The organism is Desulfonauticus sp. (genome assembly GCF_055126295.1).
The window spans coordinates 40872-54254 of record NZ_JBSRHE010000010.1; the positions used below are offsets into that span (position 1 = coordinate 40872).

Annotated in this window: 15 protein-coding genes; 14 read left to right on the plus strand and 1 reads right to left on the minus strand. The window is 39.9% G+C overall.

What is annotated here, in order from left to right; all coding sequences use genetic code 11:
* Positions 1–5: 5 nt before the first annotated feature.
* The gene (locus ACTCIM_RS07500; protein ID WP_029965618.1) at positions 6–1301 is read right to left on the minus strand and encodes an ATP-dependent 6-phosphofructokinase; all 1296 of its coding nucleotides are present in this window, start codon (positions 1299–1301) and stop codon (positions 6–8) included.
* Between the two features lie 172 nt (positions 1302–1473).
* Between ACTCIM_RS07500 and ACTCIM_RS07505 the strand changes: the two genes are divergently transcribed.
* The 14 genes from ACTCIM_RS07505 to dsrA all read left to right on the plus strand — a co-directional run bounded on the left by ACTCIM_RS07505 (position 1474) and on the right by dsrA (position 13371).
* Positions 1474–1920, plus strand: a complete 447-nt coding sequence (locus tag ACTCIM_RS07505; protein ID WP_029965617.1) for an Hsp20/alpha crystallin family protein — start codon at positions 1474–1476, stop codon at positions 1918–1920.
* A gap of 16 nt (positions 1921–1936) precedes the next feature.
* The gene (gene htpX, locus ACTCIM_RS07510) at positions 1937–2788 is read left to right on the plus strand and encodes a zinc metalloprotease HtpX (protein ID WP_472314819.1); all 852 of its coding nucleotides are present in this window, start codon (positions 1937–1939) and stop codon (positions 2786–2788) included.
* Positions 2781–4112, plus strand: a complete 1332-nt coding sequence (locus ACTCIM_RS07515; RefSeq protein WP_472314820.1) for a trypsin-like peptidase domain-containing protein — start codon at positions 2781–2783, stop codon at positions 4110–4112. Before htpX ends, ACTCIM_RS07515 begins: the two co-directional genes overlap by 8 nt.
* 162 nt (positions 4113–4274) lie before the next feature.
* Positions 4275–4790, plus strand: coding sequence for an RsbRD N-terminal domain-containing protein (locus ACTCIM_RS07520; RefSeq protein WP_472314822.1), 516 nt, complete (start codon positions 4275–4277; stop codon positions 4788–4790).
* A gap of 31 nt (positions 4791–4821) precedes the next feature.
* Positions 4822–5844 (plus strand): sulfate reduction electron transfer complex DsrMKJOP subunit DsrM, encoded by a 1023-nt coding sequence (gene dsrM / locus ACTCIM_RS07525; RefSeq protein WP_472314824.1) that lies wholly within the window; start codon positions 4822–4824, stop codon positions 5842–5844.
* A gap of 5 nt (positions 5845–5849) precedes the next feature.
* A complete protein-coding gene (gene dsrK, locus ACTCIM_RS07530) occupies positions 5850–7466 on the plus strand; it encodes a sulfate reduction electron transfer complex DsrMKJOP subunit DsrK (protein ID WP_472314825.1) in 1617 nt (538 codons plus the stop codon).
* Positions 7467–7469: 3 nt separating this feature from the next.
* Positions 7470–7853 carry a sulfate reduction electron transfer complex DsrMKJOP subunit DsrJ gene (dsrJ, locus tag ACTCIM_RS07535; RefSeq protein WP_472314827.1) on the plus strand — a complete coding sequence of 128 codons (384 nt, stop codon included), beginning with the start codon at positions 7470–7472 and terminating at the stop codon, positions 7851–7853.
* Positions 7853–8605, plus strand: coding sequence for a sulfate reduction electron transfer complex DsrMKJOP subunit DsrO (gene dsrO / locus ACTCIM_RS07540; protein ID WP_472314828.1), 753 nt, complete (start codon positions 7853–7855; stop codon positions 8603–8605). The genes dsrJ and dsrO overlap by 1 nt, the downstream gene beginning before the upstream one ends.
* Before the next feature lie 13 nt (positions 8606–8618).
* Positions 8619–9776, plus strand: coding sequence for a sulfate reduction electron transfer complex DsrMKJOP subunit DsrP (gene dsrP, locus ACTCIM_RS07545; protein WP_472314829.1), 1158 nt, complete (start codon positions 8619–8621; stop codon positions 9774–9776).
* 86 nt (positions 9777–9862) lie between these two features.
* On the plus strand, positions 9863–10054 hold the full coding sequence (locus ACTCIM_RS07550) for a ferredoxin (RefSeq protein WP_464279582.1): 192 nt from the start codon (positions 9863–9865) through the stop codon (positions 10052–10054).
* Positions 10055–10150: 96 nt separating this feature from the next.
* On the plus strand, positions 10151–10879 hold the full coding sequence (locus ACTCIM_RS07555) for a YkgJ family cysteine cluster protein (RefSeq protein ID WP_472314830.1): 729 nt from the start codon (positions 10151–10153) through the stop codon (positions 10877–10879).
* Positions 10876–11247 carry a hypothetical protein gene (locus ACTCIM_RS07560; RefSeq protein ID WP_029965605.1) on the plus strand — a complete coding sequence of 124 codons (372 nt, stop codon included), beginning with the start codon at positions 10876–10878 and terminating at the stop codon, positions 11245–11247. The genes ACTCIM_RS07555 and ACTCIM_RS07560 overlap by 4 nt, the downstream gene beginning before the upstream one ends.
* Before the next feature lie 21 nt (positions 11248–11268).
* Entirely contained in the window at positions 11269–11889 is a 621-nt protein-coding gene (locus ACTCIM_RS07565) for a tetratricopeptide repeat protein (protein ID WP_472314831.1), read from the plus strand.
* Between the two features lie 159 nt (positions 11890–12048).
* Positions 12049–13371: a dissimilatory-type sulfite reductase subunit alpha gene (gene dsrA / locus ACTCIM_RS07570; RefSeq protein ID WP_472314833.1), complete on the plus strand. Its 1323-nt coding sequence runs from the start codon at positions 12049–12051 to the stop codon at positions 13369–13371.
* The last annotated feature ends 12 nt before the right edge of the window (positions 13372–13383 follow it).

Sequence of the window (13383 nt, forward strand, 5' to 3'; positions counted from 1 at the left end):
TCCTTTTAGAGCATTTTAGCTGGTTGTCCTGTAGAAGATAGTACAGCACTCCAATAGTTGGAATCTGGATTGAGTTTCCTTCTTTTTTGGGTAACTAAAGAAATGGGCAGGTAGATGTAGCGGTCTTGGAGTTTGCTTACCAGCATGTTGGTGCGTCCGCTCATGCCTGCATGTACAGCGTGCTGGCCTAAAAACCCGCAATATACCCGGTCATTGGCATTGGCCGGAATAGAGCGAATGATATAGCTGGGGTCGATGTATTTTAAGGTATAGGGAATGTTTTTACTGGCAAAATATTTTTTTATTTCTTCCTTTATAACCTGGCAGATATCTCCCAGGATTTTATTGCCAGAAGGATCTGTTCCCAGGTCCTGAAAAAGTTCTTGGCCTGCGCCTTCAGCAACTACAATTACAGCATGTCCGCGCTTTTTTAATCTTTTTTCTAAATTTACCAGAAGGCCATTTTCTCCATGCAGGCTAAAGGGTACTTCTGGGATGAGGACAAAGTTTACTTCCTTTAGGGCTAGAGTTGCCTGGGCAGCAATAAAACCAGATTCTCTACCCATGAGCTTGACTATGCCAATGCCGTTGGGAGCACCCATGGCTTCTGTATGGGCGCAGCGAATGGCTTCAGTGGCCTTTTCCACTGCTGTGTCAAAACCAAAGGTTTTAGAGACCAGGTGAATGTCGTTATCAATGGTTTTAGGTACACCAATTACGCTTATTTTTAAATTTCTCTTTTTTATTTCCTGGAAAATGGCTCTGGCTGCTTTCATGGTGCCATCACCACCAATCATAAATAAAATGTTTATATTTAACCTTTCCAGGCTATCTACAATTTCTTCTACTGGCTGATGGCCACGAGAAGAGCCCAAAATGGTCCCCCCAAACTCGTGGATTTCACTGACTACATCAGGAGTTAGCTCCACAAGCTCGTGTCCATACTGGGGAATAAGCCCCTGGAGTCCGTATTTTATGCCCACTACCGAGGCTACTTTGTAATTATGATAACAGGTCATCACAATGGAGCGAATTACATCGTTTATGCCTGGACACAGTCCGCCACAGGTTACAATGGCACACTTGGTTTTGGGAGCATCAAAGTAGATTTTTTCCCTTGGCCCTGCTTCTTCACAGACGATTTCCTCTGGCCCTTCTCCCTTTTCGTCTAACAGTTCTCTGGGAATGGGCAGGGTTAGTTTTTTATCTTCAGGAATAAATCTACAACTAGCCAGAGGTGAAGGTATTTTAGCTGGTCCCAAAACTTCTACCAGGGCATTTAATCTCTTTTTTTGAGCCATGTTTTTCCTCCCAGGGGTTAAAATCTAAGTTATTTAAATAAAGGGATTAAAAAAAAATAGCAAGGACTAAACAAAGAAAGAGTCTTTTCTATTGACACCTCTAGCCAGGTGTTTAAAGTTTTATAAAGTTTTTTGTTTAATTTTTAAAGTAAGTTAAGAGGAGAGGTTGATAATGGCCAAACTTATTTTAAACCCCTGGTTAGAGCTACAGGATATGCGAGATGAGATTTTAAAACTCATGGAAGCCATAGAGGATGTTCCCTCCAAACAAAAGGAAAGGGATATTTATGGAGTGTGGAAGCCTGTAGCTGATGTTTACGAAGTAGAAGATGGTTTTGTAATTGAAATAGAAGTGCCAGGAATCAGTGAGGATAAGATTAACCTGGAATTAAAGGGCAGTGAACTTAGGATTTACGGAGAAAGGCGTCTGGAAAAGGATGTGAGTGGTAGTGAGTATCACCTGCTGGAACGCTCCTATGGACCTTTTGTCCGTAAGTTTACCCTGCCTGACTATGTGGAAAAGGATAAAATAAGCGCCAGGCTAAAAGATGGAGTCCTGGTTATTACTTTACCCAAGAAAAAAGACTTACAGCGCAATATTAAGATAGAAGTAAAATAGGAGGTGCAAAAGAAAAATGCGTAATCAACTAAAAACTCTTATTTTTCTTTCTTTACTTACTGGTCTTTTACTTCTGTTTGGTCAACTTATAGGAGGAAGACAGGGTTTAATTATTGCCTTTATCTTTTCTTTACTTATGAATGTGGGAAGTTATTGGTTTAGTGATAAACTGGTGCTGGCCATGTATGGGGCTAAAGAAGTGGCTTATGAGGATGCTCCTTTTTTACACCAAATAGTAGAAGAATTGGCCAGAAATGCAGGTATTCCCAAGCCTCGCATTTATATTACCCCTCAAGAAATACCCAATGCCTTTGCTACAGGCAGAAATCCCCAAAATGGAGTGGTGGCTGTAACTGAGGGTATTTTGCGCTTGCTTTCTCCAGAAGAGTTAAAGGGAGTTTTGGCCCATGAAATAGGTCATATTAAAAATAGAGATATCTTGATTCAGACCATTGCTGCTACCATTGCTGGAGTTATTATGTTTGTGGCCAATATGGTGAAATGGGCTGCTTTTTTGGGTTTTGGTGGAAGGGATGAAGAAGAAGGAAGTAATCCCATAGTAGCTTTGGTCCTGGCCATAATTGCTCCCATTGCAGCTACTTTGATTCAACTGGCTATTTCTCGTTCCAGAGAGTATCTGGCAGATGAAACAGGTGCTAAATTAAGTGGCAATCCAGAGTACCTGGCCAGAGCTTTGGAAAAGCTGGATGCTTATTCCAGGGGCATGGTGGCAAGAGATATCAATCCAGCTACAGCCCATATGTTTATCGTCAATCCCTTAAGCGGAAGTAGCTTGCTGAACCTGTTTAGCACTCATCCACCCATTGCAGAGAGAGTAAGAAGACTCAGGGAAATGCGTTATGTTTAAACTTAGATTGGGGTTAATTGTTTTTCTGGGGATTTTGCAGTTTAGTACTCTGGTCTTAGCTAGGGAAAATCCTCGCCTTACTCCAGTGGTAAAAGCCATTGAAAAAACTGCTCCTGGAGTAGTGAATGTCTATACGCAAAAAATAGAGGAAAGGAGTTTTAATCCCTTTGACTCCTTTTTGGGCAACCCTTTTTGGGAGGAACTGTGGCCAGAGTTTAAGCAGAGGGTTCAAACCCAGAGCCTGGGCTCTGGGTTTATTGTGGATGCTAAAAATAGATATGTGTTAACCAATGCGCATGTAATAGAAGGTGGGACCAGTATTAAAGTTCGACTTTTGGACGGAAGAGAGTTTGAAGCAGATCTGGTGGGTTCTGACCCTGACTTTGACCTAGCTATTTTACGCTTAAAGGGAAAGGGAGAGATACCTCAGGTAACCCTGGGTAATTCTGAGGATATTCTCATTGGGGAAACAGTTATTGCCATTGGCAATCCCTATGGCTTTGGGCATACTGTAACTACAGGAGTGGTTTCAGCTTTAAAGCGCAGTATTCGTACCCAGGAAGGTATTTTTACTGACTTTATTCAAACTGATGCACCCATAAATCCTGGTAATAGTGGTGGTCCCTTAATCAATATTTTAGGTGAAGTAATAGGAATAAACACGGCTATTTATAAAAATGCCCAGGGGATTGGCTTTGCTATTCCCATCAACAAGGCCAAAAGGGCTATTCAGGAGCTTTTGCAAAGAGGTTATGTGCAACCTGTTTGGCTTGGAGTAAGTGGCCAAAATTTAACCCCTCAAATTGCTGCTTATCTGGGCTTAAAAGAGGTAAGGGGGCTTTTGCTTACAGAAGTTTATCCTCAAAAGCCAGCAGACCTGGCTGGTCTTAAGCCCGGAGATGTGCTGTTGCAAATAAATTCCTACCTAATCGAAGATAAAGACCAGTACATTGACCTGCTGCGCAACTTTACTTCCCTGGAGAAAGTGAAGTTAAAGGTATGGCGCAAGGGTAAGATATTTTCTCTATCTACTTCCCTGGCTCCTTTTAGTCAAAAAGAAGCCCTGGAACTTTTAGCTAAAAGATGGGGATTTGGAGTGAGGAAAAGTGGGGATAAAAGTCTGGTGGTAGAGCAGGTTTTCCCAGGGTCTCCTGCCAGTAGGCTAGGTTTACAGCCTGGGGATGTGTTGCTAAAAATAAGTGGAGTTAGAATTAAAACTCAGGAAGAATTGGCTTTGCTTTTCAGCCGGTTGCGTTTAAAAAATACAGTTTTGCTTTTGGTTTTGCGTGGGGATAGGGCCTATTATGTGCGTTTGAGAATTTAAATGTTTTTTTAGATATGGGCAGATTAAAAGCCAGGGGAAACAAGTTTCCTCTGGCTTTTTTCTTTTGTTAAGTTTTTCTCAAATTGTCTTGACGATGAAGCCAGGCTAGTTTATTAACCCTTTCCAATCTGGCGCCATTAAAACCTTGGGAGTATCAAATAGATGAAATTTTATTCTTTGCTGAAAGAAAAGAAAAAAAGCATTTTAAATGAATGGTTTGACGACCTGTTAAGTAGCTATCCTGAAGAGTCTGCCCAGTTTTTTCGCTCCAATCCCAATCAGTTTACCAATCCTGTAGGCAATACCTTTCGTCTAAATTTAGAAAAAATTTTTGATGAATTGCTCTGTGAGAAGTGTTCAGAAAAACTTCCTGAATATGTAGATGGTATTGTGCGCATTAGGTCTTTACAGAGTTTTGCGCCTTCTATGGCCTTGATTTTTGTTTTTTCCTTAAAAAAAGTGGTTTGGCAAAATTTAAGGTCAGAGATAAAAAAATATAATCTTTATGAAGAATATTACACCTTTGTAAATAAACTGGATGAACTAATAGGCTTGGCCTTTGACCTTTATATGCAATGTAGAGAACAAATTTGGAGTCAAAAAGCCAATTATATGAACTCTAGGGTGCATAAGCTCTTGGAAAGAGCTGGTCTTATAAAAGAGGTTGGGGAGTTGTAAAAAAATTAAAACGTAAGAGGGGTATTGGTAAATGAAAGCGATTTATTCACTCTTCCTAGTCTTTGCTTTGGTTCTCATCGCCCTAATTGGGGCAGGAGGGCTCGGCCTGCATTATTTCTTTGGGGTGATTGTCCCTTATGTGGCCGTGCTCTTTTTTGTGGTAGGTTTTATTTTAAGGGTTGTGCGTTGGGGTAAGTCTCCTGTTCCCTTTAGGATTCCCACAACTGCTGGGCAGGAGTTTTCTTTGCCCTGGATTAAACAAAACAAAATAGACAACCCTTCTACTACCTTGGGTGTGGTTTTGAGAATGTTTTTTGAAGTGGTTTTGTTTAGGTCACTTTTTAGAAACACCAAGGTGGAACTTTATGACGGGCCCAAGTTGGCCTATGCTTCTTCCAAGTGGCTTTGGCTTTTTGCCTTGCTTTTCCATTATTCTTTCTTGACTATTTTTGTAAGACACATGCGTTTCTTTACTGAACCTGTGCCTGCCTTGTTTCAGTGGATAGACAAGGTAGATGGATTACTTCAAATTGGAGCACCTACCCTTTATATGACTGATGTAGTTATTTTAGTAGCTCTTATGTATCTACTTTTAAGGCGTATTTGCGTGGCCAAGATTAGATATATTTCTTTGCCCGCAGATTATTTTCCTCTTTTCTTGATTTTAGGTATCGCTGTTTCTGGTATTATGATGCGTTATTTTGTAAAGACAGATGTTGTAGCTATTAAAGAGCTTACCATGGGATTGGTTACCTTTCATCCCACTATACCTGAAAGTGTAGGCACTATTTTTTATATTCATGTATTTTTGGTTTCTACTTTGCTCATTTACTTTCCAATAAGTAAATTAATGCACATGGGTGGGGTATTTTTAAGTCCTACTCGTAATTTGGCCAACAACAGTAGAATGAAAAGGCATATTAATCCCTGGAATTATCCTGTTAAGGTTCATACTTATGAAGCTTATGAAGATGAATTTAGAGAAAAAATGGTTGAGGCTGGGTTACCTGTAGAAAAACCTTTAGAAGAACAGCCATCTGAAAGTAAGGAGTAGTACCTATGGCTCTACCAAATGCAAGAAAATTATTTTCTCAAATTTCCCACAGGATGCCCAAAAGAGAATGGATGGACATTCCTGTGGAAATTAAACCAGGTCGTTATTGTTACCCTGCTAACCCCAAAAGCCTTGAAACTGTGGGCATGCCCCATGCCAGGCAGTGGAGTCCTCTGGATGAGGATTGGAAACTGCCTGAAAATTGGATGGAAATTGTAAGACAGGGCATGAAGGAGCGTTTGGAAAAGTTTCGTTCCTTCAAGGTCTTTATGGATATTTGCGTGCGCTGTGGTGCATGTGCTGACAAGTGTCACTATTTTATTGGTACAGGCGATCCTAAAAACATGCCTGTACTCAGGGCTGAGCTTTTCCGTTCCATTTATAGAGGTGAATTTACCAAGGCAGGTAAGATTTTAGGCCGTTTTGCTGGGGCAAGAAAGCTTACTGAAGAAGTTATTAAAGAGTGGTGGTATTATCTGTATCAATGTTCTGAATGCCGCCGCTGTTCTCTGTTCTGCCCCTATGGTATTGACCAGGCAGAAATAACCATTATTGGCCGTGAGCTTACCAATCTTTTAGGCTTGAATACAGACTGGATTGCCACTCCTGCTGCCAATTGTTATCGTACTGGTAACCATCTGGGTATTCAGCCCCATGCCTTTAAGGAAATGCTGGAATTCTTCTGTGATGACATAGAAGAGATTACTGGTATCAGGCCTGAGCCCAGTTTTAATAAAAAGGGAGCAGATATCCTTTTTATCACTCCTTCTGGAGACGTTTTTGCTGACCCAGGTACCTATACCTGTATGGGGTATTTGATGCTCTTCCATTACCTAAAGGAAGAGTATGGCTTGGAAGTAACCTGGAGTACTTATGCTTCTGAAGGTGGAAACTTTGGTTTCTTTACCTCCCATGAGATGATGAAACGCTTAAATGCCAAGATGTATATGGAAGCCAAGCGTTTGGGTGTAAAATGGATTTTGGGTGGTGAATGTGGACACATGTGGAGAGTAATTCATCAGTACATGGATACCATGAATGGTCCTGCTGATTTTCTGGAGGAGCCAGTAAACCCCATTACTGGTACTAAGTTTGAAAATGCCAAGTCCACTAAGATGGTTCATATTACTGAATTTACTGCTGATTTGATTAAACACGGTAAATTAAAACTGGATAAGAGCCGCAATGACAATCTTATCGTAACCTTCCATGATTCCTGTAATCCTGCTAGAGGTATGGGACTTTTTGAAGAGCCTCGTTATGTAATTAAGAGTGTATGTAATAACTTTTATGACATGCCTGAAAATACTATTCGGGAGCAGACCTTCTGTTGTGGAAGTGGTGCTGGTTTAAATGCAGGTGAGATTGAAGAGCTTAGGTTTTTAGGAGGTCTTCCCAGGGCCAATGCAGTAAAACACGTACATGAAAAATATGGAGTCAACATGCTTGCCTGTATTTGTGCTATAGACAGAGCAGCTTTGCCTCCTCTTATGAATTACTGGGTGCCTGAAGTGGATGTCACTGGCGTGCATGAACTGGTTGGAAATGCTTTGATTTTACCAGGCGAGCAAGAAAGAGAAACCAATTTGAGGGGAGAGCCCCTTCCTGGGAAGGAGGAGTAGAAAATGTACGATGGTGGTAAAATTATAACCGGTTTAATTATTTTTGTGGTCTTATTTACCTTTCCCTTTTGGTACAATGTGGGCAGTGCTGCCTACAAACAGCCTAAACTGGAATTGCCAAAGGATGTAAAAGAGTGTGTAGAGAGCAAAGAATTTATGCGAGTTGAACACATGCAGCTCTTAAATGAATGGCGAGATATGGTAGTGAGAGAACATATTGAAGATTATAAGAGTAAACTTACAGGTAAAGAAGTGGAAATGAGTTTGACCAAGACCTGTATGAAATGTCATGACAATAAGGCTAAGTTCTGTGATCAGTGTCATAACTCCTTGGCAGTATCTCCCTATTGTTGGGACTGCCATGTGGCACCAAAGGGGGATAAGTAATGAAAGCAAATAGAAGAAAGTTTCTAAAAATAGCAGGATTAGCTACTTTGGGCTGGAGTATTTGTCCAGGCCTGGTGAAAGCTTCTTCTGAAGGTGGTGAAGGGGGAAGCCATATTAGATGGGGCTTGGCCATTGATACTCAAAAATTAACTGATGAAATTATGGAAAAGGCTATTCTGGCCTGTCATAAGAACCATAATGTGCCTCATATCCCTGATAAAAGGGAAATTAAGTGGCTCTGGAAGACCACTTTTCACAAGGCCTTTCCTGGACAGATGTTAGATAATTTACATGCAGGAGAGTATGCAGAAAAGGAAACTCTGGTTTTATGCAATCACTGTTATAATCCTCCCTGCGTTAGAGTCTGTCCCACCAAGGCTACCTTTAAGAGAGCTGATGGGATTACCATGATGGACTTTCACCGTTGCATTGGTTGTCGTTATTGCATGGCAGCCTGTCCTTATGGTGCTCGTAGTTTTAACTTTTATGATCCCAGGAAGTTCCTGAAAGCAGAGGAAACTGTGTTAGAGTTCCCCACCAGGACTAAGGGTGTGGTGGAAAAATGTCTCCTCTGTTATGAGCGTTTAGATGAAGGTAAAAAACCCTACTGTGTAGAGGCTGCTGAAGGGGTAATTTACTTTGGCAATCTCAATGACCCTGAATCTGAGATTAGAAAGGTATTGGCTGAAAGGTATGCCATTAGACGTAAACCTGAGTTGGGGACATTTCCTAGCGTGTATTACTTAATATAAGAGGGGAGAGGTCATGTTAGAAAAAGCAATTAAAGGAAGTAAGCTTTATTGGGGTTGGATTGGCCTTCTTTTGTTAGGTGTGGCCACAGGTTTCTTTGCCTACACCTTTCAAATGAAAGAGGGCTTGAGTATTACTGGAATGAGTAGAGATGTGTCTTGGGGATTTTATATTGCCCAGTTTACCTTTCTGGTTGGTGTAGCTGCTTCAGCAGTAATGATGGTTATTCCCAAGTATTTGCACCACTATCAGACCTTTGGCAGGGTGTTGATTCTGGGAGAATTTTTAGCTGTAGCAGCGGTTTCCATGTGTTTACTTTTTATTGTGGTGGACTTGGGTCAACCCCAAAGAATGCTCAATGTTCTTTTGCATCCCACTCCCAGGTCTATCCTGTTTTGGGATATGATTGTTTTAAATGGTTATCTTTTCTTAAATATTTTAATTGGTTGGGTTACCTTGCAGGCTGAAAGAAAAGGAGTTGAGCCTCCTAAGTGGATTAAACCCTTTATTTATCTTTCTATTCCTTGGGCTGTTAGTATTCATACAGTAACAGCTTTTTTATACTGCGGTCTTCCCGGTAGAGGTTTTTGGCTTACTGCTATTTTAGCTCCCAGGTTTTTGGCTTCTGCTTTTGCCTCTGGTCCAGCCTTTTTGATTTTACTTTGCTACATTGTAAAGATTTTTGCTAAATGGGATCCAGGTAAAGAGGCTATTCAAAGTCTGGCCAAGATTGTTACCTATGCTATTATTACTAACCTATTTTTCCTTTCTTTAGAAATTTTTACTGTTGGCTATAGCCAGATTCCAAGTCATTTACTTCACTTTAAATACTTGTTCTTTGGTTTAGAGGGCCATGCTACTTACGCTCCTTGGATGTGGGTGTCTGTGGTTGCAGGCTTGCTGGCTGTCTTGATTTTGCTTTTTCCTCAAAACAGAAAGTCTGACAATGTCTTGGCTATGGCTTGTGTACTTGTTTTCTTAAGTACTTGGATTGATAAAGGTATGGGAATGATTTCTGGTGGTTTTGTTCCCAATCCTTTAGAAGAAGTAGTAGAGTACATTCCTACTAAGTTGGAATTGTTAATTACTTTGGGAGTTTATGCTGCTGGTTTCCTTATTTTGACCATTCTTTATAAAGTGGCTGTGGGTGTAAAAAAAGAGGTTGATGCCTAAAGTTTTCATTGACACAAAGAAACTTTCTACTTTAAAAGTAGTAAGTTTCTTTAACTAAACAAAAACTATTTTTGGAGGTTTTTACAATGGCATGGAAGGTAACTGTAGACGTTGATAAGTGTGTAGGCGATGGCGAATGCGTAGATGTTTGCCCTGTTGAAGTTTACGAACTTCAAGATGGCAAGGCCGTTCCTGTAAATGAAGAGGAATGCCTTGGTTGTGAGTCTTGCGTAGAAGTTTGTGAATCTGGTGCTATTACTGTAGAAGAGATTGACTAATACTTCTTTTAGGGCTTCCCTAAAAGGATTTTAGGGAAGCCCTTCCTTTTTCTCTGTCTGGAAAAATCTTTTTTAAATAAAAGTTGGGAGTTGGTGATGGATTTTGATTTTACCCCTTATTTTTCTCGTTATGAAGAAATATTAAAGGGGTTGGATAAGATTTTTGTTAAGGTAAAAGAAGAGTATTCGCAGGAAGTTAAATGCGCTGAAGGATGTTGTGATTGCTGTTATGCCTTGTTTGATTTACACCTTGTAGAAGCATTATACTTAAATCATCATTTTAAGCAATTAACCACAGAAAAAAGAAATAAAATTTTAATAGAAGCAGATAAAGCGGATCGAAAAATACATAAAATTAAAAGAATGGCTTTTAAAATGCAAAAAGGTGGTGCTTCTGAGGAAGAAATTTTTGCAGAAGTTGGAAAGCAAAAGGTAAAATGTCCTTTATTAAACGAAAAAAATAAATGTGAACTTTACACCTATAGACCTGCTACTTGCAGGGTATATGGTATTCCTTTGAATATATATGGGAAGGCTCACTCCTGTTCTCTAGCTGGATTTGAAGGTGGAAAGCAATATCCTACTGTACATATGGAAAAAATTTATCAAAGTTTGTTTTTGTTAAGTCAAGAAATTGTGCAGAATCTAAATACTAGATATACAGCTTTACATACGGTATTGGTGCCAGTATCCATGGCTTTATTGACTGAATATGATGCTAATTATCTTGGGATTATCAGGTCTAAAGATAAACATTTAGAGCCTGAAACGGAAAAAAAGATTACTCCAGGAGTTTGGACTTTAGGGGAGCAAGAAGAAAAATGATAGACTATGTTGAACTTACTCCTGAACAAGAAGAGCAAAAAAGAGCTATTTATAATTCTTTGTCTGAAAGAAGGAAGCGTTTTATAGACCGCATTGGCTATGATAAGTGGAATCCTTTTCAAGAACCAAAGGATCCCAGAAAAGTAAAAAGAGATGTTACCAGAAGAACTGTTAAGCAACTTTTTGATGAGTTTCTAATGGAAACAAATACAGCCGAAGAAAGTAATGCCTTTAAGCAAGGTGTTTTGGAAATATGTAGAGGGTTAGTAAATAGAGATGAAAAAATAAAAGGAATGTATTCCTTTTGTGTTTGGTATTCGGAATTATTAAAAAAAGAAGGAAAAACTTTAGATGAGGATGAATTTTAAAAGAATATAAAGGAGTTAAAAATGAATATTGACGAATATATTGAAGATTTAAAGCTTAAGATAGCTAAAAGTCCTGACTGTGCTATACATCACTACAATTTAGGAGTTGCTTATTTAAGTAAAAGAGAGTTTGAAAGAGCTAAAGATGCTTTTAAAAATGCTATTATGTGTAGTTCAGAGATGGCAGAAGCCTATGTGCAGTTAGGTGGTATTGCCATGCATGAAGGGGACCTGGATAGTTGTTATATGTATAATAAAAAGGCAAGTGAGATTAGACCTCGTTTTGCTGTGCCCTATGGAAATATGGGGTTTATTTACCTGCAAAAAGGAGAGGTTACTAAGGCCATAAAAACTCTAAAAAGGGCTATTTCTTTAGATCCCAAGTTTGTACAGGCCTATACTACGCTTTCTAGTGCCTATCTGATAGATGGAGATGTAGAAAGATGTATTGAACATGCTACCAAGGCTATAGAATTACAACCCATGTTTGGCCCTGCTTACAATAACCTGGGGTTAGCTTATATGGAAAAACAAGAATATGAAAAGGCTAAAGAGTATTTTACAAAGGCCCAGGAAACAGGTTATGAAGTGGCTCCAGAGGTCTTGGCTGACTTAGAAGAAGCTTTAAAAAATAAAGTCTAACCTTTTATTTTAGATTGACAAATAAAAATTATTGTGGGAAAAATCACAAAGTTAATCTAGATTGTGGATATCTCCCTTTTTGTCCTTGTAGGCAAAGGGATTTAGGTTATAGGTGGGAATTTAAAAAAGGTATTAACCACTATTTTAAGGAGGATTGAAATGCCTAAACATGAAACCCCATTGTTGGATCAGCTGGAAAGCGGTCCATGGCCAAGCTTTGTCTCTGAGATTAAGAGACAATCTGAGTTCAGGCACAAAAATGCCGAAGCAATGGAAAAGGCAGGTAAGCCCTATCAGATTCCTGTAGATGTTTGTGATGATCTGTTGGGCGTATTGGAAATGTCTTATGAAGATGGTACCACTCACTGGAAGCATGGTGGTATCGTAGGTGTATTTGGTTATGGTGGTGGTGTTATTGGTCGTTATTGCGACCAGCCAGAAAAGTTTCCTGGTGTTGCTCACTTCCATACCATTCGTGTGAACCAGCCTGCAGGTAAGTACTATACTACTGAATACTTGAGACAACTTTGTGATTTGTGGGATTTTAGAGGGTCTGGTATTACCAATATGCACGGTTCCACTGGTGATATCGTTTTACTGGGTACCAGAACTGAGCAATTGGAAGAAATTTTTGGTACTTTGACTCACGAAATGAATCAGGACTTAGGTGGTTCTGGTTCCAACTTGAGAACTCCTGCTTGTTGTCTGGGTGAATCTCGCTGTGAATGGGCTTGTTATGACACTCAAGAGCTTTGCTATCAGCTCACCATGGAGTATCAGGACGAGCTGCACAGACCTGCTTTCCCCTACAAGTTTAAGTTTAAATTCGATGGTTGCCCCATGGGTTGCGTAGCTTCTATTGCTCGTGCTGATATGTCTTTTATTGGTATTTGGAGAGATGCTATCAAGATTGATCAAGAAGCAGTTGCTGCCTATATTGGTGGTGAATTAAAGCCCAATGCTGGCGCTCATGAAGATAGCGCTCCTTTTGATATTCAAAAGGAAGTTATTGATCTTTGTCCTACTCAGTGTATGTGGATTGAAGATGGCAAGCTCATGATTGACAACAAAGAATGTAATCGTTGTATGCATTGTATCAGGGTAATGCCCAGAGCTCTTAGAATTGGTGATGATAGAGGACTTGCTATTTTCTGCGGTGCTAAAGCTCCTATCTTGGATGGTGCTCAGATGGGCTCCTTATTGGTACCTTTTATCAAGGTAGAGCCTCCTTATGATGAAATCAAAGAAGTTATTGAAAATGTTTGGGATTGGTGGATGGAAGAAGGTAAGAACCGTGAGCGTCTTGGTGAATTGATGAAGAGACAGGGCTTGCAGAAACTCCTGGAAGTTACTGGTATCAAGCCCATGCCTCAGCACGTTCAGGAGCCAAGACACAATCCTTACATCTTCTGGAAAGAAGAAGAAGTACCTGGCGGTTGGCAGCGTGATATTAACGAATATAGAAAACTCCATCCCAGATAATAGATATTGTTT